The sequence below is a fragment of the Pseudalkalibacillus decolorationis genome, from assembly GCF_024609785.1.
In the GTDB taxonomy this organism is placed as follows: domain Bacteria; phylum Bacillota; class Bacilli; order Bacillales; family Fictibacillaceae; genus Pseudalkalibacillus; species Pseudalkalibacillus decolorationis.
Genome location: NZ_JANHJQ010000023.1, coordinates 26,001 through 52,126 on the forward strand (window position 1 = coordinate 26,001; position 26,126 = coordinate 52,126).

21 protein-coding genes and 1 other annotated feature are annotated in these 26,126 nt (G+C 39.8%); of the genes, 4 read left to right on the forward strand and 17 right to left on the reverse strand.

The features are described 5' to 3' along the window. Nucleotides 1-10: 10 nt before the first annotated feature. From NON16_RS18785 to NON16_RS18810, 6 genes are all read right to left on the reverse strand, one after another. Nucleotides 11-1,288, reverse strand: coding sequence for a Zn-dependent hydrolase (locus NON16_RS18785; RefSeq protein ID WP_257350965.1), 1,278 nt, complete (start codon nt 1,286-1,288; stop codon nt 11-13). 74 nt (nt 1,289-1,362) lie between these two features. Further along, nucleotides 1,363-2,040 (reverse strand): DUF1028 domain-containing protein, encoded by a 678-nt coding sequence (locus NON16_RS18790; protein WP_257350966.1) that lies wholly within the window; start codon nt 2,038-2,040, stop codon nt 1,363-1,365. 32 nt (nt 2,041-2,072) lie between these two features. Beyond that, nucleotides 2,073-2,504: a RidA family protein gene (locus tag NON16_RS18795; protein ID WP_257350967.1), complete on the reverse strand. Its 432-nt coding sequence runs from the start codon at nt 2,502-2,504 to the stop codon at nt 2,073-2,075. A gap of 64 nt (nt 2,505-2,568) precedes the next feature. Beyond that, nucleotides 2,569-3,135, reverse strand: coding sequence for an FAD synthetase family protein (locus NON16_RS18800; RefSeq protein ID WP_257350968.1), 567 nt, complete (start codon nt 3,133-3,135; stop codon nt 2,569-2,571). Nucleotides 3,136-3,163: 28 nt separating this feature from the next. Beyond that, complete coding sequence (locus NON16_RS18805; RefSeq protein WP_257350969.1) at nt 3,164-4,627, reverse strand: 4-hydroxyphenylacetate 3-hydroxylase family protein; 1,464 nt, start codon at nt 4,625-4,627, stop codon at nt 3,164-3,166. 31 nt (nt 4,628-4,658) lie between these two features. Next, nucleotides 4,659-5,165, reverse strand: a complete 507-nt coding sequence (locus NON16_RS18810) for a flavin reductase family protein (protein ID WP_257350970.1) — start codon at nt 5,163-5,165, stop codon at nt 4,659-4,661. Between the two features lie 313 nt (nt 5,166-5,478). Here NON16_RS18810 and NON16_RS18815 point away from each other — a divergent pair, with 313 nt between their 5' ends. The 3 genes from NON16_RS18815 (at nt 5,479) to NON16_RS18825 (ending at nt 9,694) form a co-directional block, all read left to right on the forward strand. Beyond that, complete coding sequence (locus NON16_RS18815; RefSeq protein WP_257350971.1) at nt 5,479-6,798, forward strand: helix-turn-helix domain-containing protein; 1,320 nt, start codon at nt 5,479-5,481, stop codon at nt 6,796-6,798. Between the two features lie 482 nt (nt 6,799-7,280). After that, nucleotides 7,281-8,468, forward strand: a complete 1,188-nt coding sequence (locus tag NON16_RS18820) for a CaiB/BaiF CoA transferase family protein (RefSeq protein WP_257350972.1) — start codon at nt 7,281-7,283, stop codon at nt 8,466-8,468. A 17-nt stretch (nt 8,469-8,485) separates the two neighbouring features. Continuing rightward, a complete protein-coding gene (locus tag NON16_RS18825; protein ID WP_257351006.1) occupies nt 8,486-9,694 on the forward strand; it encodes an acyl-CoA dehydrogenase family protein in 1,209 nt (402 codons plus the stop codon). 344 nt (nt 9,695-10,038) lie between these two features. On the opposite strand, the gene NON16_RS18830 is transcribed toward NON16_RS18825, so the two are convergent. The 11 genes from NON16_RS18830 to NON16_RS18880 form a co-directional block, all read right to left on the reverse strand. Continuing rightward, nucleotides 10,039-11,064 (reverse strand): aromatic ring-hydroxylating oxygenase subunit alpha, encoded by a 1,026-nt coding sequence (locus tag NON16_RS18830; protein WP_257350973.1) that lies wholly within the window; start codon nt 11,062-11,064, stop codon nt 10,039-10,041. 221 nt (nt 11,065-11,285) lie between these two features. Beyond that, nucleotides 11,286-12,713: an amino acid permease gene (locus NON16_RS18835; RefSeq protein WP_257350974.1), complete on the reverse strand. Its 1,428-nt coding sequence runs from the start codon at nt 12,711-12,713 to the stop codon at nt 11,286-11,288. Nucleotides 12,714-12,809: 96 nt separating this feature from the next. Beyond that, the gene (locus NON16_RS18840) at nt 12,810-13,985 is read right to left on the reverse strand and encodes a Glu/Leu/Phe/Val family dehydrogenase (protein WP_257350975.1); all 1,176 of its coding nucleotides are present in this window, start codon (nt 13,983-13,985) and stop codon (nt 12,810-12,812) included. 145 nt (nt 13,986-14,130) lie between these two features. Beyond that, entirely contained in the window at nt 14,131-15,576 is a 1,446-nt protein-coding gene (locus tag NON16_RS18845; RefSeq protein WP_257351007.1) for an aldehyde dehydrogenase family protein, read from the reverse strand. Between the two features lie 206 nt (nt 15,577-15,782). After that, the gene (locus tag NON16_RS18850; RefSeq protein ID WP_257350976.1) at nt 15,783-17,447 is read right to left on the reverse strand and encodes a thiamine pyrophosphate-dependent enzyme; all 1,665 of its coding nucleotides are present in this window, start codon (nt 17,445-17,447) and stop codon (nt 15,783-15,785) included. Nucleotides 17,448-17,548: 101 nt separating this feature from the next. After that, nucleotides 17,549-19,024, reverse strand: coding sequence for a sodium:solute symporter family protein (locus tag NON16_RS18855; RefSeq protein WP_257350977.1), 1,476 nt, complete (start codon nt 19,022-19,024; stop codon nt 17,549-17,551). Next, nucleotides 19,024-19,215 (reverse strand): DUF3311 domain-containing protein, encoded by a 192-nt coding sequence (locus NON16_RS18860; RefSeq protein ID WP_257350978.1) that lies wholly within the window; start codon nt 19,213-19,215, stop codon nt 19,024-19,026. Before NON16_RS18860 ends, NON16_RS18855 begins: the two co-directional genes overlap by 1 nt. A gap of 105 nt (nt 19,216-19,320) precedes the next feature. Further along, nucleotides 19,321-20,295: a hydroxyacid dehydrogenase gene (locus NON16_RS18865; RefSeq protein WP_257350979.1), complete on the reverse strand. Its 975-nt coding sequence runs from the start codon at nt 20,293-20,295 to the stop codon at nt 19,321-19,323. 198 nt (nt 20,296-20,493) lie between these two features. After that, nucleotides 20,494-22,419, reverse strand: a complete 1,926-nt coding sequence (locus NON16_RS18870) for a sigma 54-interacting transcriptional regulator (RefSeq protein ID WP_257350980.1) — start codon at nt 22,417-22,419, stop codon at nt 20,494-20,496. A gap of 232 nt (nt 22,420-22,651) precedes the next feature. Further along, on the reverse strand, nt 22,652-22,813 hold the full coding sequence (locus tag NON16_RS18875; protein ID WP_257351008.1) for a tryptophan RNA-binding attenuation protein: 162 nt from the start codon (nt 22,811-22,813) through the stop codon (nt 22,652-22,654). A 360-nt stretch (nt 22,814-23,173) separates the two neighbouring features. Further along, nucleotides 23,174-23,424 (reverse strand) — a binding site (T-box leader). 84 nt (nt 23,425-23,508) lie between these two features. Further along, the gene (locus tag NON16_RS18880) at nt 23,509-24,333 is read right to left on the reverse strand and encodes an aldo/keto reductase (RefSeq protein WP_308216634.1); all 825 of its coding nucleotides are present in this window, start codon (nt 24,331-24,333) and stop codon (nt 23,509-23,511) included. Between the two features lie 743 nt (nt 24,334-25,076). Between NON16_RS18880 and NON16_RS18885 the strand changes: the two genes are divergently transcribed. Then, complete coding sequence (locus NON16_RS18885) at nt 25,077-25,841, forward strand: alpha/beta hydrolase (RefSeq protein ID WP_257350981.1); 765 nt, start codon at nt 25,077-25,079, stop codon at nt 25,839-25,841. Nucleotides 25,842-26,126 lie beyond the last annotated feature (285 nt).

The following is a 26,126-nucleotide window of genomic DNA, read 5'->3' on the forward strand; positions in this document are numbered from 1 at the left end:
CAAGCTTTTGCTAAGTGAAGGGTAGTTCAATAGCTTGTAATACCCTTGTCTTTAATTTTTGATCCATTTTAACAATTCCTTGCAATATAAGGTTTCCAGCTTTTTCAATATCATTGGGGGGACTATATTCTTCAGGACAATGACTTTTACCATCAATGCTTTTCACAAATACCATGCATGACTTTGTGACCTTTGTCATATGAGCGGCATCATGAACCGCCATACTAGATAGTGTCATATAGGGCTCATCCATTTCAGCAGCTGTTTTTTGGAAAACATCAACCAAATCCTTATCTAAAACAACTGGTTTTTGATCAAGAAATACCTCTTGTTGGAATTTAACTTTCCTTTTGTTCGTGATATCTTTCCAAACTTCCTGAATAGAGTTTACAACACTTGAAATTTGCTCCTCTGTTTCGCCTCTTACTTCAAAGATAAACTCAATCTGACCCGGGATAATATTCGCAGCATTCGGCAATACATCCAGTTTTCCAACTGTCCCAACTACATCGCTTCGATCTCCTTTACATTGGCGTTCAACCTCAAGGATCATTTCTGCTGCCGCTGTTAATGCATCCCTTCTATGGTCCATCATGGTAGTACCGGAATGGTTGGGTTGACCGATCACCTTTACCTTGGTGCGATAAGTACCCACCACTCTATCGATGATCGCGATAGGAATATTCTTACTTTCCAATCGCTTGCCTTGCTCGATATGAAGTTCAATGAAGGCTTTCTTGTCCTTCCTCATTTCTTCTATCATAGGAAATTTATCAAGTCCTCCCCCGACTTTCTCTAGTTCTTCACTAAGCTGTGTACCTTGTGAATCAACAACCTCTTTCAACATCTCCGGATTCAATCGACCAACAAAGGCTCGGCTGCCGAACGTTGACAAATTGAAATCATTAGACTCTTCAGCCGTAAATGAGACAATCTCAATATCATGATCGAGAGTAACGTTATTTTCGATTAGTGTTTTGACGATTTCTTTTGCCATTAGAACACCTAATGGACCATCATATTTCCCACCATTCGGAACAGAATCTAAATGAGAGCCAATTACAATACTACCTTGCTTTTTCCCTGTTCCTGTTCGCCTCCCCCAAATATTAGCGGCTCCATCTGTATACACTTTTAAACCCATGTCCTCTAATTCTTCGATAAACAATGCACGTACTGCATGATCAGTTTGCGAAAAACTTGGTCTCGTCACACCGCCACTTTCATTTTTCCCGTACTTTGAATATTTTTCTATATCTATCAGTAATCGATCAATATTAATCTGCATGCCCTTTAAGCGCCTCCTTTCTCGTTAACCAAGCTTCCATTTCCTATCTATGTTGAAACGATGATCCTACTTTTCTATTCGTCCCCTTTAACACCGTAGGAAGAGGCATGCTCGGGCTCAATTGCTCGAATTTTATAATTCTCAGCCTGAGGACTATAAATTTGCCAAAGTTGTTTCAACTCATTAAGAGGATTATCGCTATAATCTACACGAAGATCTACATAAGCAAAAGGTACATCAGGATGATAGACTAGGAGTGCGATAGAATGTTCATCATCTAACTCTCCTCCCATTTCAAAACCAAACTCAAGTGCTGAAATTAAACGTTCCGCCAGTGGAAGACCCTCCTCTTTAATAAATCGCCCACCCATTGCTCTTGGAATCGTAGGATCGCTAAGAAGATTACCTACACAGGCAACATTACTTTCGTTAAATTCTCCGTGAATCCCAAGTGCTTTCTCTCCGGTAAATACACCAGACCCACCTGTAGCGTCTACAACCGCTAGTTGCCGATACTCCGGGTAATCTGAAGCCGAAACCATCGTCCGTAACGCCGCTTGTGAAACGTACCCTTTTTCTAAAGTGGAAATTCCTATGTCAGCTAATCTCGGATCTGTTACATTTTGTGTAAGAATTACTCCTACATTCGACTTGATCCAAGGACATCTCGCGCCTACAGCCGGACTACTAGAAGTTACAATCGCTCCTAGTGCGCCCGTCGATGAGCAACGTCCTGCCACGGAAAATGTCATATAAATCCCTCCTCTTTTATTAGGCTTATAGATTATTCTTTATCACTAATTACTGCTTCCACATCGATTTCTACAAGCATTTCAGGAAGAGCAAGGCCTCTAACGACAAGACCCGTGCTGACAGGATAAACCCCTTTGAAATGTTTGGCAATTACTGCATAAGCTTCTTGTCGATAAGAACGATCTGTTAAATACGTTGTAATTTTGCAAACGTCTTCTATTTTTCCACCTGCTTCTTCAAGTAACTGCTTAATGCAACGGCAAGCGTTTTCAGTTTGCGCAGTTACATCATTCTCTCCGTGAAAGTTGCCTTCCAAATCAAAGGCCGTTTGCCCTCTCATATAAATATGGTTACCAGCACGAATAACCATCGAAAACTCATTAGCGATGTGATGAGAGTCTTCTCCCATGTCACTTGGATAAAACTTGTTGGTTTCAAATTTACGGTATCTTGTAATTTCCATGGATATGATTCTCCTTTTGCCTTATGGATTTGATCAATAAGTCAGACTTTATTTGAAAATAGGTTTAAATGGCATACGAATTTTCTAGTATCAGAGACATATGACGGACATCTCCAAGCAACTTTTTCGCCTGAGGATAATTTCCCTGTTGTACAAGTTGGCGAATTCGCGAAGAAGAGATAGTTTCTCCTTGTTCACATTTCATAGGATTTAAAACTCCTACATTAAAATACCGGCGTAGAACTTCGACATTGCCTTTTCTATTTTTTCCAAAAAGGAAGTTGGGACCTTCCCATATTTCAATCGGATTTAATTCTTTTAACTCCTCAATGAAAATGGGAACTTCTTGTTTCGTAAATGTTTCATCAAATTTGCCGACTACTACGTGTTCAACGCCTAGCATATTAAGACGCTGTAGCTTTTCATCTAATGAAGTTAACATTAAGCAATCTTTAAAAAAGACTTTCGGAGGCGGATCAAAGGTATATACAACAAAAGGAACTTCAAGCTTCTCCGCCCGTTCTTTTGTTTTTAATAACAGTGCTTGATGACCTAAATGGACTCCGTCAAGAGCACCAATCGTTAGAGCTGATGCTGGAAGCTTTAAAGCGCCTGGTGTATAAATTTCCAATGATATGACTCCTTTCTCCTTACAAAATTTAAACCTGGGTAATAGGTTCAGACGACTTTAAGTTTGCTGCTTTTCGAACCAATTCACGCTGTCCCTCCATGTCAAAACTATGGAAAGCTGCTAATTGTTGTGCAAATGGCGGACTTTGTGCAAACAGTTCAAAAGTCTGTCTATGTCCCGCAGAAGAGGAATTCAATAGATCTCTTGCAAAGTACAATAATTTCGCTCTATCCTTAGTACCCCATTCACCAACAGAATAGTATTTATCAACATATTCTTGGATGGCTGGATCTGAAATAGTGACAGAATCTGGAGTTACAGCTAACTGGCCACCTACAAGCTCTCTTGTCAAATGTGCCATAGCCGCAAAATTAGATAGTGCAAATACACGGCCGGTATAAAGGAGGGATTGGTTTGGCATCATCAAACCACCTGGGCTTCGTTCAGCATTGGCAACAGCAGCCGTTAAATGAGCATTAATTCCTTCTCTGTAACTAATGAGTTGAGAAATTTTTTCTTTCACTGCCTGAAGTGCTGTAAGACCTGTTTGTTCAACGTTCAATAACGCTGTTCCAAGCAAATAGTCAGCTCGGCGTAATACCCTGAGTGTATAGTTAAAAGCTGAATAGCGGTGAAGGGTTGAGCGAATATAAGCAGCCGATTTCAATGAACGATGAAATAACACGTTCTCCCATGGAATTAAGACATTATCAAAAATTAGTAATGTATCAATCTCCTCAAATTTAGTGGAAATCGGATAATCCTCTTCATTTTTACCAGTACCAAGAGATGTACGGCAAATATGCTTTAAACCAGGTGAACCCATGTCACAGATGAATCCGCAAGCGAATGGAGCCATGCTTTCTTCTCCAGCGTCCCAGTTTAAAATAGTCGGTTTAACAAATGCTTGGTGGGCATAGGCCGCAGCCGTTTCAAACTTAGCACCCTTTACGACAATACCTTTATCGTTTTCTTCAACGACATGCAGTAATGTCCCACCGTCCTTTCCGCTGAATAATTTACTGCGATCACCTTTTGGATCGGTATTTGCTGAAACATGGAACAAGTCTTCTCTAGCAACACGATCAATATGAAACTGTATATTTTTTGCATAAGCAGGATCAATTGCATTTAATTTGTCCTGTGCGTCATATAAGGACCACATTTCACCGATTGTTTCATCCCCTACTCGGTAAACAACACCACCAAGATCGTCAAGGACAGTTTCTACGTGATTGCGAATAGCTGTCAAATCTTCTTTTTGTTCTGGCATTTTATAAGCTCGGGAAACAATCTCCCCGTCATTCAATCTTGTTGTTAATTTTTCTGCATATTGTGCTTCATGTGCCATATCGTACATTCTCGCTTTTACATCAACGATCGGTTTAAATGATGGATGCTCCGCAACTTTCTTGACCTGCTCCCCATCAATATACACTTCGCGGCCATCATTCAATGATTCACGATACTGTTTACCTGTCATTAAAGCCATAAGCTTTCCTCCTATTAAATTTCTATTTTAATTAAGCTTCCTTAAATTGACCAAACTTCCCATTAAAGTACACCAAAGGATCTCCAGTAGCTGCATGTGCTTTGCTAACCTCTGCTAGAAATACGGAATGAGTACCTCCTTTCACTTCTTCAACTACTCGACATTCAATCTGGGCAAGAGTGTTATTTAGCAGAGCGTTTCCAAGTTCCCCATATGAAAGGTCAACTCCACTAAATTTGTCGGTGTTTGCCCTCGCAAATTGTAATCCCAGCTCTTTTTGGTTTTCACTTAAAATATTTACAGTAAAGGTTCCAGCTTCCGAAATTGCATGGCATGTGCCCGTACTTTTATTAACGCAAACTAGCAACATTGGCGGCTCAAGTGAGACTGAACTAACTGCGCTAGCTGTGATACCAAAATCCACATCATTATTTCTGACAGTGATGATGGATACACCACTAGCAAAATGACCAATAACATTTCTAAATACTTCTGGATCCACTAAAGGCTTTGTCTCCTTTAAGGTATTTGTATTCATTTATGGTCCTCCTTTTTAGAAATCATTTAGGGAATTATTCTTAATGTGTTCCCTAAATAAAATATACAAACAAATAAAAGTAATGTCAACATAATTTTCTAAAAATTTGTATTATTCATTAAAAATTTGTCCAACTTCGAATTTGTTTACTGTTATTGATATAATAATAAGGATGGAAAAAATATATAATTGATCATTTAAATTTTAAAGTTTTGAAATTCTTAGAAAACAAAATATCTTTCGTTATGATCTAGAAACTTAAAATGCGCATTTTAGAACTTTTATTTCAACTTCGAATTTGGTGGTGGTAACAATGAAAATTAGAGCTGGAATTGTTGGACCGAGTGACTCTGTCCACCTTATAGGCGATATCGCGAAGGAATATAGTGACAGATTACTTCCTGTCCCGTTTGTCTATCAAAATACTGAAGAAGCAACTAGTATCATGCAACAGAATCAAAGCTCTGTGGATCTTTGGGTTTTTGCAGGGCCTGCTCTTTACAACCCCGCTCAAAAAAGTGGATCTAAGCAACCGTTTTATTATCTCCGTTTAGATGCAGCAAGTTTAACAAAAACTCTAGCAGAAATCGGATATAAAGGCGGATTCAGCCTTGAACGCATGAGTATTGATATGCTTACAGAGCGCGATGTGTATGAGACATATCGGGATCTCAATATTCCGAGTGAACAAGTGTATGTACATGAATACTCTCATGATACTCCCATCGAAGATCTTCTTTCTTTTCATATAACTCTATTCAAAAGAGGAAAAGTCGATATTTGCGTCACTTGTCTGTATTCAATATATGAGGAGCTGGTCTCACAAGGTATAACTGCCTATTGGGTTTCTCCAACTAGAAGTAACATTCGCGAGACTCTATCAACGGCAATCCAACAGTGGGAAACGATGCATTTTAAACAATCACAAATTGCTGCCTTACTTGTCAAAGTAGAAAAGATGGAGAAAAAAACAGATTATAACATGGTGTCATACGATTTGCATCGATTGAACTTAGAGATACAATCAGCGGTAATATCCTTTTCAGAATCGATTTCAGGATCCTTTATGACTCTGGGAGTTGGAACATTTATTATTTTTTCCACGAGAGGTTCTATACAAGAAACAGGGATGCAAGTCGGATCTCTCCTTGAAACACTAGCTCTGATTACTGAATCACCATCAAACGTTGGAATCGGCTATGGAGAAACTGCATTGGCAGCTGAAGAAAACGCTCGACTAGCTTTGAATCATGCACAAAATTATGATGCTTTTTGTGCTTTTCTTGTTGATGCTGGTGGAACCATTGAAGGACCTCTTAAAGAAGAAGAGATTATTTCTTTTGGCTATCGAACAGAGAATAAGGAAATCAGTGAGAAACTAAAACAGTGCGGTGTAACGATCACAACATTTAATAAGATTCTGTCGGTTCAAAAAAGAATGGGAAGTCATTCTATAACTGCTTCCAATATTGCAGAATGGCTGAAAATGACGCCAAGGAATGCACGTCGTATTCTCAACAGCTTGGTGGAAGAAGGAATTGCGGAGATAATTGGAGAAGAAGCACCTACCTCTAAAGGACGTCCTAGAAAAATCTATCGAGTTAAAACTGATGCCGTCCAACAGTCTACTTAACATGAATATCCTATTTATCATGTTAGATAAGAGGCCTTTGCAAAAAAGAAAAACAAGGCCTCTTTAGTAATATGAACAAACACCCTTAATTTCTTCTTAAAGTTTCGTTCTATGATGAACCCATCACATTATGTAACAAATAACTTCATAATGAAAATACCCAAATAATTAAGGATTTTGAATATTACAATATTATATTGACAAATTGAAATTTTTGGTTATATAATAGTTTATAAATAATAAAGAACTTACTTAAAGAAAGACAGCCTCTTTCTTAAAACACGGTAAGTATTTATTATAAAAAGTATCGTTAATATAATAATATTAAATAACTGTAGAATCTATAGAACTTCTATTCTAGAAGCAAAATATGTAGATCGAAGCCAGTTATATCATGAATTTTTATTTTATGATATAGCTGGCTTTTATTTTTGGTTATTTTAAATTTTTAATTTTTAAATACGTTAAAGGAAGGTGATGGTGTGACAAAAGCTTTAAATAATATACAGGTTTTAGATTTGACAAGGGTATTAGCCGGGCCGTTTTGCACAATGATTCTTGGTGATTTAGGGGCAGATGTCATTAAGGTCGAAGCTCCAGGTGGAAGTGATGAGACAAGACAATGGGGCCCTCCCTATGCTAGCAGTGAAAGCGCTTATTTTTTATGTGCAAACCGCAATAAACGGGCAATTACTCTAGATTTGAAATCAGAAGATGGCCAGAGAATTTTAAAAGAACTTATTGTTAAATCAGATGTGGTAATTGAAAATTTTAAACATGGTACGATGGAAAAATGGGGTTTGGGCAATGAGAGCTTAAAAGAGTTGAACCCGAAAATCATTCAATGTTCGATTACCGGATTTGGTCAAAATGGACCGTATAAACATCTTCCAGGCTATGATTTTATTATTCAGGCCCTTGGGGGATTGATGAGTATTACCGGAAGTGAAGAAAGCGGTCCTATGAAAGTAGGTGTAGCAATATCTGATATTTTAACAGGATTATATTCAGCTATCGGAATTCTTGCTGCAATCAATGAAAGAAATCAATCAAATGAGGGACAAAGCATTGATATTTCATTGTTCGATTCACAAGTAAGCGCTCTTGTAAATGTGGCAAGCAATTATTTAATTTCAAACGAGATTCCAAAACGATTAGGCAATGAGCATCCAAATATTGTTCCTTATCAATTGTTTAAAACACAAGATGGAGAAATGGTGATTGCTGTGGGGAATGATCGCCAATTCACACGACTTTGCAATGTGTTGGAATTACTTGAGATTTCATCTATCCCAAAGTTTTCAACAAATCCAAACCGGCTTGAAAATCGCGATGAACTCATAGAATTGCTTTCAGAAAAGATCAAAAGGAAGACAACAAAGGAATGGACACAAGTATTGAATGAAAATGGAATTCCGTGCGGGCCGATTAACAGTATAAATGAGGTCTTTGAAGATCCACAATTGAAAGCGAGAGAAATGGTTATTGAAATGGAACATCCGAAAGCAGGAAACATTAAGCTTGTTGGAAGTCCATTAAAACTTTCGCGAACCCCTATAGAAGTAAGAAGACATCCACCTCTTCCCGGTGAACATACAGAAGAAGTCTTGAAAGAAATAGGTTACACGCACAACCACATAAAGGATTTAAGAAATAAAAACATTATTTAGGAGGTTACTAGAATATGATGAACTTTGGGTTTACTGAAGAACAAAGTATGGTTAGAAAAATGGTGCGAGATTTTGTTGACAAGGAAATTATGCCTTATATTTCCGAGTGGGATGCAAAAGGTCACTCTGAGCCTCGGATATTAGAGCGATTAGCGGAGTTAGATTTAATGGGAGTTTGCATTCCCGAAGAATATGGTGGAAGTGGAATGGATTATAATACACTTGCGATTGTATGTGAAGAACTGGAAAGAGGAGACACCGCATTTCGAACTGCCGTTTCCGTTCACACGGGTCTAAACAGCATGACGCTTCTTCAATGGGGAAATGAAGAACAAAAACAAAAATATTTAGTCCCGCAAGCAAAAGGGGAAAAACTGGCAGCATTCGGTTTAACAGAACCAAATGCCGGATCGGATGTTGCAGCATTACAGACTACAGCTGTAAAAGATGGAGATCATTATATACTGAACGGATCGAAAACATGGATCTCGCTTTGTGATACTGCTGATCACTTCTTAGTTTTTGCCTATACAGATAAAAGTAAAAATCACCATGGGATATCATGCTTTATCGTTGAAAGGGATATGCCGGGCTTTTCGTCCAAAGCAATCAAGGGGAAGCTCGGGATTCGTGCGGGAAATACAGGTGAAATCTTTTTTGATAGTATAAGAGTCCCTAAAGAAAATCTACTTGGTAAAGAGGGTGAAGGATTTAAAATCGCAATGGCAGCATTAGATAATGGAAGGTTTACGGTTGCGGCAGGAGCGTGCGGTACGACTATGGCATGTTTGGAAGCGTCTATAAAGTATTGCGAAGAAAGAAAAACATTTGGAAAAGAAATCGGCAAGCATCAACTTGTGCAGCAAATGATTGCGAAAATGGAAGCTGGTCTAGAAATGTCAAGACTTCTCGTGTTTCGGGCAGGCTGGTTAAAAAATCAAGGAAAACGGAATACGAGGGAAACTTCGCTAGCAAAATGGCAAGCTTGTGATTTTGCAAATGATGCAGCGAATGATGCAGTTCAGATTCATGGTGCATATGGTTATTCCAATGAATACCCTGTGGAGCGTTACTTGCGTAATTCAAAAGCTCCTGTTATCTACGAAGGGACAAGAGAAATTCATACGATTATGCAAGCAGAATACGTACTAGGTTATCGGCAAGATAAGCCTCTTAGAAACACATTGCCAGCATGGCCATTTGAAGAGGCCTTAAATAAAATATAAAAAGGCGGTTGCTATGTACAATAACGGACTCACCGATAGCGGGTGAGTCCGTTTAATCTATACAACAAAGTTTCATACTTTCTCACCTATAACCACCTAAGAAAGAACGGATCTGCCATCGTGTGGAAATCCGTTCGTTTTCTTGTATATTAGGCCGATTAAATTTTTTCATCAAGGGAGACAGTGAAATCGGGCCTATTTTACTATTCGTGGTCGATATAACTCAATCCGTGGCCGAAATTTCAGATTTACGTGGCCGATATAATTCAATCCGCGACCGATATATTGGATTTCGTGGCCAAACTTCTATACTTTCTTAACGTGTTAGAAAAACCACATTCGTCCTACAAAGCCTTTTTGATCAGCTCATGGAAATAGACTGCAGCATGTTCAGTAGGTGAAAATATGCCATTCACAAATGCCTTGGAATCCAAACCTTTTTGCAATTTTTCCACCAGTTCGAAATCCTCTCTTCGTACTTGGTCAACAAATTTAAAATATTCTTCTTTTTCCTTCGTTATCGTTTCATCGACTGAATAATCACGATAGATGCCTAACGACGTGTTGGCATCAACAGGCACAACTTGAATCGTATTCACATTCCCATCTCCCGGGTAAACGTTAATCATCATATTTGGCCAGATCCAATAAAAGCGTGCACGATCACTTTCAGCCTCTTTGCTTGCTGTCATATATTGATAAGTAAATTTGTCGTGTGTCGTTGTGCAAAAGTTCGATAAATCAAAAGATTTTGCAAACCCTGGATGAGCAATGGAACAATGATCACATTCAAGATAGTTGTCAACAACTGATTTCCAATTAGCTTTAACTACGCGTTGGGTTTCCCTAACCAGTTTTACAGAGTCAAAGAAAGAATACTCTTGCATCTCCTCTAAAAATTCCTGATATGCTTCTGAAAGAGACGCTGCATTGTTGTCTAGATTAACAAAAATCATAGAATGCTGAACTTCTAATCGAATTGATTTCATACAGCTGTGTTCACCCAGTTCATTCGTTTTAAAGTTAGGCGCTCTATTTACATTTCCATCTAATTTAAATGTCCATCCATGGTATCCACACTGCAACACCTTTTTATTTCCCTGATCACTTTGTTCAACTTTCATTCCACGATGCGGACAGATATTGTAGAAAGCCCGAAGTTCACCATCAGTACCATGAGTAATGATAATAGGTTCACCGGCGACATCAAGAGTTAAGAAGTCGCCCACTTTTTCAACTTGACTCGTATGGCCTACAAATATCCAGTTTTTCTCGAAAATCTTTTTTCTTTCTTCATTAAATATCTCCGGATCTACATATCGTGAATAAGGTTGTGTTGGGCTAAACTGTACATTTTCTTTCGTAGTCATAATGAAAATCCCTCCCGATAATTTATGTTTTTAAAAGGTCTCAAATGTAAAGGAATCCCCCACATTATTGATCTGATAACCTGTCAATATCCCGTTTTAGAAAACAACCTACTTGGTTTCTCCCTAAAAGTGTAGATCAACAAGTATGCTCGAATGGTTACACGTTTTCTTTTTTGAAGCCATAAGAATCGCACCTCCTTTTTGGAATCCATAATAGCTTTCTATTGAATGGATTCATCACGCTGTTCATTTGTTAAAGTAGGCACGTCTTCCTTTCTTTTCGTATATCTAAAATAGTAAAATAAATAGCAAGCAGCGACGAAACTGAATCCCCAATATAAAGAAGTCCGCTGTGTCGGGTCATAAGCGGTGAACACGAAAATGCCTAGACACATGATGATGCAGAGAATTGGAATAAACGGAAATAGGGGTACTTTAAATTTCAGATCCTCAACCTTTCCACCATCTCTGACAAACTGCTTACGGAATCTGTACTGTGCGAACGCAATCGTCATCCAAGTAAGCACCCCTCCAACCCCGCTTATAGCAAGTAAAACAACAAATAGCGTTTCTTCTGCTACTATACTAGTAAGTAAAGACAGCAGAGCAAATGCAAGGGTGACCAGTAAGGCGTTAATAGGTACACCACGCCGATTGAGCTTTCCGAAAAAAGGATGTGCCATTCCGCTCTGCGAAAGGGAGAAAAGGATCCTGGTACATGCAAAAAGACCTGTGTTGCCTACAGAAAGGATCGCCGTCAAGATTACGAAATTCATAATGTCAGCTGCATACGGAATACCTACCATGTCAAACACAGTAACAAACGGGCTTTCCAGTACTCCAGCTTCTTGCCACGGAACGATAGCCGACAAGACGAAAATGGCTAGAACATAGAAAAGCAGCACACGTATTACGATGTTTCGAATCGCCCTCGGAATACTTTTTTGCGGATTTTCCGTCTCCCCTGCTGCAACTCCCATGATTTCCGATCCTTGGAATGCGTATACGACCGTCATCATCGATATAAAGACACCTGTGAACCCTGTGGGAAATAGTCCATCACCAGTGAAATTAGTAAAAAATGGAGCGGGTTGTTCCTCCATCCCAATCAATCCAAACATCGCTGCCGCACCGATACATATGAAAAGAATAACGGCAAGTACTTTAATCCCTGCGAACCAGTACTCAGTCTCAGCGAAACTCTTCGTTGTCAACGCATTTATAGAAAACAAAAGTACGGCAAATATTGTGCACCATACCCACACCGGTATATCGGGAAACCACCTGGCCATGAGTAAACCAGCCGCTACAAATTCTAAGCCTACGTAAAGGGCCCAGCTAAGCCAGTAAATCCATCCGATGACAAATCCAGTGGCTGGTCCAATAAATTTCGTTGCATGGGCCTGAAAGGAACCCGACACCGGCATCACAACTGATAATTCGCCGAGACAAATCATCGCCAAGTACATTAATAAACCACCGACCAAATAAGCAACAATCGCTCCTACGGGTCCGGCTTCACCGATCGCATAACCTGATCCTAGGAAAAGACCTGTTCCAATGACCCCACCTAAGGAAAGCATAAATAAATGTCTACTTTTCATCGAACGCTTTAATTCTTTTGGCTGATTTTCACCTTCTGCATGCATTAATTTCCCCCCGTTTCAAATCGATAGATTGCTCGGTACTCTTTCATGATTAATTACAGATGAAGAAGATTCCCATTATTCTGAAATTACATCACATTATTGTATAGGTAACGCTTCAGAAGGCTCATCATATTCTAATAAATCGCTGATTGTCGGTTTAAATATTTCATAAGCTACATCTCTTTGATATTTATTTTGTTTTTTTGCTTCTGCAAACAAGTGAGATGTATTTTTCCGACATAGTTTTTCAATATCATCAACTACAGCTTGTGGATTTGGTCTAACTAATCCGAAAATAACCGCATCATAAAATCTGATCGCCCCCAGGTTGGCAACAAAATCATTGACCACATCAATTCCTCTTTGCTTTATGATTTCGTCTCCCTCGGAAGAAATCGGAATGTTTGCAGCTTCCACAATTAAGCTTGCCTTTACGCTTTTAGCATTTGATTTGTGGATGACATCCTCTAGTGCAGATGGAATTAATATATCGCAATCTATATTGAGCCATTCCGTGTTTGATCTAACATTATAATGACTTTCAAAACTGGCTTGATCCATTTCTCCGTACACATTCTTATGATCAATAAGCTTTTGGACATTTAATCCTTCTTCACACGTTACCAAAAGGTTTGCATCAGAAATTCCAACGACTTTATAACCTAACTGGGACATTTTCAAAGCGCAGCTTGCTCCTACGCAGCCGAATCCTTGAATGACAACTCTCGCTCCATCGTTCCCGCTTTTAAACTTCCAAGCCTCATCTGCTGAAAATGCTACACCATAGCCTGTTACGACATCGTTTAAAAGCAACCCGTCAATTTTTGTCGCCAACAATTCATTAAAGTACTTTATCCCTTGTAGAACATTTGAATTCACCTTCATTGATTTCGTAAGCGGGATATCAATACCGAACTCATTAAATATTTTGAGCACATCTTCATATTTGGTACCTAAATCACTTCCTAAAGATACCCCAACGTCTATATAAGGCATCATCGCAATCAGAAATCTTCTTAATACGGCATACGCATCTGGTAATTTAAAATCATAGGCAATGCCTGCTTTACAACCGCCAGTCGTTACACACTCACAGGCTGCATACTTATAAGCCATTGCCTCGGATAACCTTTCGACCTCTTCTCTTGTAACCGTTGGATGCATCCTTGTACCCCCACCTACGTAGCCTTTCACAAAGTTATGCACGACCAACCAACCTTTTGCATCTGTTTCCGTATCATTCCATTCCACAACTAAATATGGTTTTAACATCTGCGAAACCTCCCAATAATCTTCATTTTAAAATAGTTGTGCCTACTGACTTCTCATGTAAAATCAATTAATGCAAGACTTCCTATGATTACATGGGTTCATAGAACTTCCTCCTTTTCCCACTCATAAATGGAGTCTTTGCGAACTACATTCGGTCCAAATAAATCGTCTTGACCTGTGTATAGAACTCGATAGCGGTCTTGCCTTGTTCGCGTGAGCCGGTACTGGAACTTTTGCAGCCGCCGAACGGGACTTGTGGTTCTGTACCTGCCGTTTCCGAGTTGACATGTACGAGCCCCACTTCGATATCTTCAATGAAACGCTGCGCCAGCGTCAGGTTATTCGTACAAATCGCTGCGCTTAAGCCGTATTCCGTATCGTTGGCCATCTCCACTGCTTCCTCGTAATTTTTGACCTTAAAGAGTGCAATGACCGGTCCGAAAATTTCCTCGCGTGCAAGACGGGCATCGTGAGATACATTCTCGAAAACCGTCGGCTTTACATAAAAGCCGTTCGCCAGCTCTTCTTCTGAAGGAGCTTCACCCCCGCACAATAGAGTTGCTTCTTCCTTTCCTACTTCAATCATTTTAATTACACCATCACATTGTGTTTTAGAAACAGCCGGACCGACGAAGGTATCACCATCCAACGGATTACCCACTTTCAGCTCTTTAGTGCGGTTGACAAGACGGTCACGGAACACTTCATAAATCCCTTCTTCAACGATTATCCGACTTGTTGCCGTACATTTTTGCCCAGTAGATTTAAATGCTCCCCCAACCGCAATTTCAACTGCCTTGTCTACGTCCGCATCCGAAAGTACAATTAATGGGTTTTTACCGCCCATTTCTAATTGCACCTTTTTTCCATTAGCCGTCGTAGCTCTGTTCTGAATTTGAATGCCTACCTGATTGGAACCAGTGAACGAAATTGCTTTAATATCCGGATGCTCGACCATTTCTGCACCGATAACAGATCCCTTACCGAATACGCAGTTTAAGACACCCGCGGGGAGCCCTGCTTCATCAAATGCTTTCATGACATGGTACACCGATTTCGGCGTAAGATCAGCCGGCTTAATCACTACCGTATTCCCATATATGAGTGCTGGAGCTAACTTCCATACGGGGATCGCGATCGGAAAATTCCATGGCGTTATTAATCCAACCAGCCCCAGTGGCGTACGAGTAGTGTACAAAAATGTCTCCGCATTTGCCGAGGGGATCACTTCTCCAAGCGGCTGCCGTGCTTCAGCTGCATAATATTCGAGGATGCTGACTGCACGATTGACTTCCCCCATACCTTCCGCTAATGGTTTCCCCTCTTCCTTAATCAGGTCTTGACCTATTTCCTGAACATTCTTTTTCAAATGATCTGCTGCTTTCTGCAAATACGATGCCCGCTGTTGAAACGAGAGTTTTTTCCAGGCAGGAAATGAACGTTTTCCGGCTGCCACCGCGTCATGTAAATCAGCTGCCACACTGGATGGAAATTCCCCCAGGTTTTCTCCATTATGTGGACTCAGGTTTTCCTTGTACTCTCTTGAAGTTGGTTCTTTCCATAGTCCATTAATGTAATTTAAATAACGCATATCTTCTCCTCCAGTTATCTTCATTTTTTTAAGAAAAGCGCAAGCGCCCTGCTTAGCCACGAAGGTCACTGGAAGACCGACGAGGAGGCTGTTGCCGCCGCAGGAGGCCTGAAGTGATCCAAGTGGTTGGGCGCTGAAGCTGGACATTACATCCATGCCGCAAACTTTTATACTTTCTTTACTCATAAAAAAATATCTACCCGCAATTATTTGTTGGACACTAACCTTTCCTGTACCTTCTTCTTATCTTGGCCTACAGATAAAACTTCTGGATTGACTGTAACTTCAATGATAGCCGGAAGACCTGAGGCGATCGCCCTTTGTAACGCTGGCGCAAAATCACTATTTTTTTGAACTTTTTCACCATGCGCCCCAAATAAGCGAGCTAATTCTGCAAAATCTGGATTGGACAAGTCTGTTCCAATTACCCGGTTTGGAAAATGAGTTTCCTGATGCGCACGAATGGTCCCGTAACTATTGTTATTCACCACAATTGATATAGTTGGAATTCTGTTTCGTACGGCTGTCTCAATCTCTTGGACTGTCATCATAAAACCGCCATCCCCTGAAAATGAAACGACATGCCTATGAGGCTGAGCCAGCTTCGCCCCAATCGCTGCAGGAAGTCCATATCCCATCGCTCCCGACGTTGGCCCTACATACGTATTTTCCTGTTCAAAACGATAATATCGAGAAAGCCATCCGAAGAAGTTGCCGGCATCATTGGTAATAATGGAATCCTTCGGAAGCTGGGTAACAATGTCATGCATTAATCCATCCATATCTACAAAGTCTTCTGTGTAGTCAGCCTTTGATTCAGAAAACTCCATATAATTGGCGTGTAATTCCCTTACTCTCTCATTACTTGAAACAGAAGATGGTGAGCCTGCCGCTTGCAATGCTTGTTCTAAGAAACTCTTGGCGTCTGCTTCAATGGCAAGAGAAGGAGCATAGACTTTTCCAAAAATATCAGGACAAATATCTACATGGATCAGTTGTGTTTGTTTAGATAGCAAGGTGTAATCTTGTGTTCCCACCTGAGAAAATCGTGTCCCCAATGCCACAACTACATCTGCATCCCGAATCGAATCAAGTAAATATTGAGGCATTCCGAATCCGAGCCATCCTGCATAGTAAGCATGTGAGTTAGGAAAAGCATCGAATCGGCGAAAAGCGGTGACAACAGGAAGAGTCATCACTTCCGCAAACTGCACAAGCAGTGTGTTAGCCTTAGCATGGATCACACCACCACCAGCAATTAGAATGGGGCGCTCCGCGTTTCGTATCGCCTCTATCGCCTGCTTCACATTTCCCATATGTGGTTGAGGAGGGAGCGATCGATAAGAAGGATAACTGATCATCTCGGCTTCATCTTCTAGCATGTCATGCGGCAGAGCAACTAAAACGGGGCCCGGACGTCCCGAACGCGCTAAATGAAATGCCCGATGCAATAATTCAGGAATCCTCTCTACACGATCAATTTCTACCGTCCATTTACATAAATGACTGAAAAAATTCGCCAAGTCTACTTCCTGAAAGGCTTCCTTTTCTTTAAAAGGCCGTTCAACTTGGCCAATTAAGGCGACCATAGGAGTTGAATCTTGAGCAGCAGTATGAATACCGATAGCTAAATTTGTAGCACCTACTCCACGGGTGGCCATACAAACTCCTACTCCACCGGACGCTTTGGCATACCCTTCCGCCATAAATGAAGCTCCACCTTCATGACGGGCAGAAATAAGTTCAATTTCAGGATGTTGGTACAGTGCATCCATTACTCCGAGATAACTTTCACCTGGTACACAAAAGGCTTTCTTTATCCCCTCTTTCACCAGGACATCAACAACTGCTTTACCTCCACTGACTTTCATAAATAAGCCTCCTGTTTTCAAGAACATGTTTTCATTTCTAGTGATTTATGCTTATACTGATTTCAAGTTTTTTCCATATGTTATTTAACTAGTTTGCCAAGCTAAGAAACTTGGCTATCTCCCTCTTCCATTTCAATTGCAGGTTTCCTTGAGGCGGCACTTACTCCCAATGTCACAGCAATATTGATAAGCAATACGGATAACCCCACATCAAGATCTTTTATTACGTGTGGAAGGGATGGAAATAATGTGGCAAGTGTCGTATCAGAAGTAGTCGAGTATATGACGAGTAAAATCCCAACAATCATTCCGGCAAAAGCTCCCTGTACAGTAACTGGATTCTTTTTCCACAGACTGAAAAACAGTGCCGGGAACAACTGTGCCATGAAACTATAAGCCATAAGATACAACGTAAAAATTGAATTCCCGCCATTAAACGTAAAGTAAAGAGTCACTAAAGCTATGACAGGAACCAACATTCGGCTCAATTTCGCCAGCTGATCATCTGATGTATTTGGCTTCCATACCTTATATACATTTTTAGAAAGAATTGTAGCCATAGCCGTCAACACCAGTGAGCTAGGTATAAGGGCTGCCATAGCCCCTGCTGCCCCAATAACTCCAACGAACCAGGGATCGAATGACATCTTAGCCATCTTAAATAAAGCTAAATCCACGTCTGGCCCTTTTAAATTCGGAACTTGAAGAATGGCGGAAAAACCAATAAACAGTGAAAAAATGATGATCACTTGATAAATCGGCATAATCCCAGCATTCCAACGAAGCGATTTTGGACTTTTTGCAGAGAAAACTCCCGCAAGCATATGAGGGAACATATAGAATGCCAGTGCTGTCATGATCGTAGCGGAAATAAACCATGAGATACTCAATCCTTGTTCAGGAAATATCAAAAACCCTTGTTTAGCTGTATCGATCGCTTCAAACATTGGTTGCAAACCTCCGTAATAATGAAGCGGAAAATAAATCCCCATAAAGACGACAACTGCCAAAATCATGATATCTTTCATTACTGCCGTCCATGCTGCGCCATGCATACCCGAAGCCGTTACATAAATTGTGATCGCAATTACACCTACAACTATGGCTACATTTGGAGAGATAGAGCCATAGGAAGTCTCCGATACGATAATTCCTAATCCCTTTAACTGCATGACCAAATAAGGAATAATCGAAATAACACTAATCACCGCCACAAGAACACCTAAAGCTGAGCTATTATACTTTTTCGTATAAAAATCAGATTGAGATATAACATTATTTGCTTTAGCGTACTTCCAAATTGGCGGCAAGAGCCAGTAAGCGATTACAAAATAGAAACAATTGAAAGCGTATAAAGCAGTAGGAATACCAGATGAATAAGCGCCACCACTCGCTCCGAGAAAAGTATAGGTCGTAAACATTTCCCCGGCTATCAAAAAGAAGATCAAGACACTGCCGAAACCTCGTCCACCTACAGCCCACTGTTCCAAGCTCATAACCTTACCTTTGCGGGCCCGGACCCCTAACCAAGTACACAAAACAAGAAAGAAAAGAATAACAAGAAGGGCTGCATTCATTATTCCTCCCCACCTCTGTTTTCAGGATCAATTTTATTAGTAATGATCAAGAACATAGATGTAAGACAAACCCATAATATGGCCCAAAAAAGAACAAATGGCATCCCTAAAACATAAGGTTCCACTCGATTGATCACGACAAGCGAGCCAATTGCTGGTACTACACTTAGCACATAAACAACTTTCTTCATTTGTTCACCATCCTTATTCTTTGTCTCGTGGATACACCAATAAATTACAAATAAATTTTTCTTTACCTGTTTATCAAAATAATCAGATAATTTGATGTGTTATTATTACATCGACAGCCCTTTAGTTATTGGATCGTTAACCGCCCAATTCGGTTTTACACCAGTGAGCACTTGATGAACCTGCATTGCTGCATGGACAGCCATGCGTATCGAACCTTCCTTCGTCAAAGCTGCATTATGTGGACTGACAATTACATTATCCAATTTAAAAAGAGGATTCCGTTTTTCGGGAGGTTCAACTTCAAATACATCTACTCCGGCTCCGGCAATTTTGCCCGCTTGCAAAACTTCTACTAAATCATTTTCTTTCACGATTCCACCCCTGGAAGCGTTAACAAAATAAGCTGAGGATTTCATCCAGGAAAACTCCTTGCTTCCTATTAAACCTTTTGTTGTTTTCGTTAACGGAAGATGAAGGCTGATAATATCAGAATTTCTGAATAACCATTCTAAATCTGTTACTATGTCTATCTCCTGGTTCGAGCTTGCTGCCACATAAGGATCGTAACCAATGACTTTCATGTCAAAGCCTTTAGAAGCCTTTTTTGCCAATATATTTCCGATTCTCCCGAGCCCGATAATGCCCAAAGTCTTGCCCTCCAAGTCCATGCCAAAGAGTTGATTACGGATAGCAAAGTTTCCGTTACGCAGCTCTCTGTCAGCTAAGTGTAAGTTTTTGGACAAGGATAGAATCAATGCCATTACATGTTCGGCAACAACATTCGCATTTGCCTCTGGCGTATTCGTTACATAAATGCCTCGGTCTGTGGCCGCTTCGATATTAATATTATCCAAGCCCACTCCATACTTAGCTATTACCTTAAGATTTTCACCTGCTTGAATAACTCTTTTATTGATAACAGCCGTTGATCTCGTTAATACTGCGTCACATTCCTTAATTTCTTCCATAAGAGTTTCTTCAGCCAAATCAGAGCCTATTTTAACCTTGTATCCTTTCCCTAATAAATAATTTTTCCCCTCTTCCTCAATATCTTGTGGTATATACACTAAATAACTCACATAACCCCCTCTTTCATTTAAACTGCTATCCAACCTTTAACGAAAAATCAATCCCAGCTCTTTGTCTATATGATTGCAATAATCGTGCCAACATTAAGAAATATCAGTCTACTAAGAAAAAAGCCAGTTTGTTCTCAATTGAGCCTTAAATAAAGTTAACAATTTGTTTCGTAATGAAACGAATTGTTCCATAGTGTTTCATTTAGTTTCAATATCCCATTTTTTTATTTTTCTCCATAAAGTTGTGCGGCTTATTCCTAACTTAGAGGCAGCTTTTCCCATGTTATAGTTAACCTCTTTTAATGTCTGGAGAATTCTTTCACGTTCGGATACTCCATGTGATAGATTCCCTTCTACCTCTTGATTCAGCCATATCTTTTCTTCACTCTTATTCGGAAAATATTTTTCGATATCATACACATCAATAATCTTGTCTTTATAGAGAACGCTCAATCGCTCACAGAAGTTTTGTAATTGGCGAACATTTCCTTCCCAATTTTCTTCACTCAGTTTTTTCTTGGCAGCATCCGTAATCATAATGTGTTTTGGACCTGAAATACCGTTCTGAATAAAGGCATTCACCAATAGCGGAATGTCTTCTCTACGTTCCCGAAGTGGAGGCAATACAAGGTCCAGTACACTTAGGCGGTAATACAAATCCTCCCGAAAGTCAGTGCTTTTGACCATTTGAATGAGGTTTTTGTTCGTTGCCGCTATGATCCTCACATCGACCGGAATAACCTTATCATCACCGATGCGCATAATTTCCCGCTCCTGCAGGACCCGAAGCAGCCGGCTTTGCAATTTCGGCGAGATTTCTCCGATTTCATCTAAAAAAATCGTACCTCTATGCGCCAGTTCAAAAAACCCTGGCTTTCCTCCTTTCATTGCTCCCGTGAAAGCTCCTTCAACGTAACCGAAAAGCTCACTTTCCAATAAATCTTCAGGGAGCGCAGCACAATTAATGGCTACAAACGGGTTGTTTTTCCGCTTGCTCTGATTATGTATGCTCTGAGCGAATATTTCCTTGCCAGTCCCAGTTTCTCCAATAATAAGAATGTTTGAATCTACTTCACTATATCGTTTAGCCATTTCAATCGTCTTTTTAATTTCAGAACTACGAAACAAGATATCATCAAATGTGTACTTAGTCACGTGTCCACGTAAATGAATCTTCTTTCGGATTTTCCCTTCCATCTCCTGAATACCTGTGATATCTTGAAAGGCTACCATATCCCCCACTTTTTTACTCTTCAAAAACACTCCAACTTTTTTTACGGATAATTGAATGGATTTGTAGGCAACAATATCTTCCTGATATTCATCGTCACTTAGCAGCATATTACGAAATTTCCCTTGTTTAACTATGTCGTATATAGAATTTCCAATTAAACTCCCCTTTGAAATGGATAATATCTCCCGAGCGGCCGTATTAAATACAGAAACTTGCCCATTTAAATCTACGGCTATAACTCCTTCATAGGCATAATTAAGAAGCGTTTGGTAGCGCTCAGCCTTCTCCTGCTCCCTTCTGCTGACAAGAGCTACTCTCTTCGCCTCGATCAACGCCTGGCGAAATGATTCCTTTCCAGTCTCAACTAGAATGGCTCCTAATCCTATCTCATCGGCATATTTACACGTACTCAATCCACTTAGTACCACCTCACAGCCATCATTGGCAGCTAAATCTACTAAACTAGCTGAAGACTCGATATCATTTAAAATATAGGACTGGATAGGAAAATCAACGATGTCCGCAAGATTTTCTACTCCATAAATCATATTTGAAGCTCCTATAACAGCGACTTTTTTTCTACCAAAACGTGCTTTACAATCATACAAACACCGAATGAGATCAATTCCTTGTACAGGTATATCAACAACAGGAATATTTTCATTGCTTTCTTTTAAAAGTTTGGTAACCAATCCTCTTGAGATGATCACATCGGCATCGAGCTTTAGCTTCCCAATCTGATCAGCGGCTACCACCACTTCTTCTAATTCAAACTTCACCGATTCATTATTCTTATTCTCCATTTCTTCTAACAAAATGAAATTTTCAAATCTTTCAAAAGCATCGGTAATATACCCTTTGATCGGAACAACGAGTTTAATTTGAATCAAAACAATCACCTCCAACGACATTAAAATCATTTTGGTTTATATACAAGGGTTTGCTTAAAGAAAACTTGGCAAAACCAAGCCTTTGGCGCCGGCTGAGCCTTAGTTGCGCTTATACTATAGAAAGTATTTTTATACTTTCTTAACGTGTAAACAAAAGTGACAGAGGGGATTATGTTTTCATCGACAGGATACACAACTAAACTTGTAAAGTTGTTAATAGAAATAAACATCATCACTTTTCGAGATGTCTCTTCATAAAGTGGAGTAAAGTTTGTCCTTGTGATGTTAAAATAACACCTTTTCCAGAACAACTATCACATTTGTTATCTTTTATGACTCTTTCCCCTTTGCAGGTAGGACAGGTTATTTCTAAATCATCCGTAGCTATAATCATCATCGCTTGCTCCTCCTTCTTTAATATCCAAGAACCTCCAAACAATATTTTTCAAATAAGAAAAGCACAAGCGCCCTGGTTAGCCCCGAAGGTCACTGGAAGGCCAACGAGGAGGCTGTCGCCGCCGCAGGAGGACTGAAGTGATCAAGGGGTTGGGCGCTGGAGCTAGACATTGCATCTATGCATCCGAATTTTATACTTTCTTAACGTGTAAAGAAAACTTGGCTCAGCCAAGCCTTGGCGCTGGCTGAGCCCTAGCTGCACTTATACTTAGGACTTAAACTTTTCCTCAACGTCGATTTACTTCCAGCTGAAAAGTTATCCTTTCTTAACGTATAAACAAAAAGGGTCCCTCGTCCAAAAAAGGACGAGAAACCCGTGGTGCCACCTTCATTCATTTACCGATAGTAAACGCACTTAACCGTACAGAAACTAGTTTTGTTTCGATACTTTGTCTCTTTTATCGGTAAGACTCTCCGCCAGAACCTACTAAAAATTGTTCAGTTTGGTAGCTCAGAAGCCCATTCAACATTAGTTTCACACTGATTTCCACCATCCATCAGCTCTCTGGAGTGTTCCTAAAATTTACTCTTCTTCATCATTGCATTCGTTTATTAGTTTTTACCATTCTAAAATATGGATAGAAAAAGGTCAAGATAGTTGTAAATTATTCTTAGAATGCACCCTTTTTAGGATTATCTATGATTCATTTCGCTAGGTATGGGACCTTTACGTTCGTTACGGTCGAGTGAATCAATCTTCTCCATTTCCTTCTGATTGAGTTCGAAGTCAAACACATCAAAGTTTTCTTCAATACGTGAAGGAGTTACTGATTTTGGAATGACGATTGTCTCGTTTTGGAGATGCCAACGAATAATGACCTGTGCAGGAGTCTTCCCATGATCCTTCGCAATAGCCTGGATGTCGTCGTTTTTCAAAACTTCGCCACCTTGCATGAGTGGACTCCATGCTTCCACATAAATGTCATTTTTACCACCGAAGTGTTTGAGTTCTTGCTGGGCCAAAAATGGATGACACTCGATTTGGTTCAGGACTGGTGTTATCTCACATTCATCAAGTAAACGTTGTAAATGATCCTGGTCAAAATTACAGACACCAATCGCTTTTACACGACCATCATGATACAGTTTTTCAAGCGCTTTATAGGTTTCAACATACTCGTCATATTCGGGAGTAGGCCAATGAACCAAGTACAAATCGACATAATCGAGGCCTAGCTTTTCCAGACTTTCATCAAATGCTTTCAGTGTATTTTCATAGCCCTGGTCTGTATTCCAAACCTTCGTGGTAATAAACAATTCATCACGGGGAACACTGCTTTGTTTAAGCGCTTCACCTACTCCGCGTTCATTGCCATAGATTGCAGCAGTATCAATCGAACGATAACCAACCTCAAGCGCTTTCTTTACCACAGATATGGCGTCTTCTTCCTCAACCTGCCAAACACCAAAACCTAATTGTGGCATCTTTAGTCCATTATTTAGCGTTACAAATTGCACGATTAATCGCTCCTTTTCCCATTTAAGATTACAAGTAGTTTATCATAGTAAAGTCTTAATCCTCCTTCCAGACGACTTGATTATAGAGGTTGTTCAAAAAGTCCGGGAAAAATTACTGTCGAATTTCTTCGTTTCTGGACCTCTCCGGACTTGCACACGGACGTGCTGACTTCGACGTTTTCACAGGACGTGAAGTAGTTAGTCGAAGTTCCATATGTACCTGCGTCTACTAGTTGAGGCTAGCAGATAGCTTCCTCGGTACAACTCGTAGCTTTTAAGCAGGTATCGCTCGTCGTTCCGCTCCTCAAGACTTTCGCGCCTCGGCCTCACACGATGTGAGTCAGTTCAACGTTGTCACAGGACGTGACGAATTTAGTTGAACTTCAGATTTTACGGCTCTTTTTATCCTCCTTTTTATACGCACTTATATGTATTTATTTTGACTTGAATGAATAACACGATTCTTAGATAAACTCTTTAAAGTAACCCCTGATATGTTCAAAAGCATAAGGGAATAATCATAAAATACATAAAGATGATCGATCAAATAGGAGACTCCGAATGAGCAGAATAAAGGTAATGAAAAAAGTTGTAGAGCGTCTGTCACGCTGGGAAAAACCCTTGAGTTTCACACCCCTGTCGAAAAGACCCCAGATATCAAAGCATACTTAGATTACTATGGCTTTAACTTAGAAAGTGTTGACCTTCATTTTGGAAAGATTGAGATTGACGGGACCAAAATAATGGTACAAATTTATTCGCCAAAAGAGAGTAAAGGCACCGTTTTTTTATTGCACGGTTATTTAGACCATGTCGGAAGTTTAAGAAACATGATTCAATATTTAAATACACTTAATTATACCGTGATCAGTTATGATTCACAGGGCCACGGACTTTCAGAGGGAGAATCGGCTTCAGTCGATGATTTTTCCGATTATGTTTTTACGTTGGAACAATTAGTGCAGAGGGCAAGGGATGAAATGTCTGCTCCATTTTATGTTATCGGTCACAGTACTGGTGGCGCCATAGCAATCAATTATGTGTTAAAACACCGCAATCATCATTTCAATAAAATTGTGTTGGTCGCACCACTTATAAGATCAAATCATTGGTATTTGACAAAATTAGGTTTTTATCTTGCGAGACCATTTCCATTTCTTGATGACATTCACAGAAACTTTCGAGAGAATTCTTCCAACAAAAAATACCTGACTTTTACAAAAAAAGACCCTTTGCAACCAAATGCGATTCCCCTAGAATGGCTAGAATCACTGATTGAATGGAACGTAAAAATACAAACATATAGTCCGACAAACGCTGATACATGTATCATCCAAGGAAACAAGGATAAGACCGTAGATTGGAAATATAATCTTGCATTTATCAAAGAAAAGTTCCATCTCTTACAAGTATTTCATATCAAAAACGGCAGGCATGCATTGTTTAATGAGAAGAAACAAATTCAAGAAGAAGTCTTTGCAAAGATTCGTCAATTCATCCATTCTTGAAAGGGGAGTTATTTCCAAAAGATGAATTTCACTTAGAAATATTATGGCTTATCTGGGGAGAACGAAACTTCACTTCATAGAATCTCATTGCTTTAGGCACACCTTTTATATCAAGGATCCCGTTTACGATGAGCTGTCTCATTCTATATTCAATACTACAAGGAAAAAAGGATAGTTTTTTTAAACAGCGAGAAACCACATTTTTTGTTGATAAATTGCGGCTGGTTCAAAAATGTTGTTTTCTTTCAATAATTTGTTCATGGTTGAACCAAAAATAGATTATAA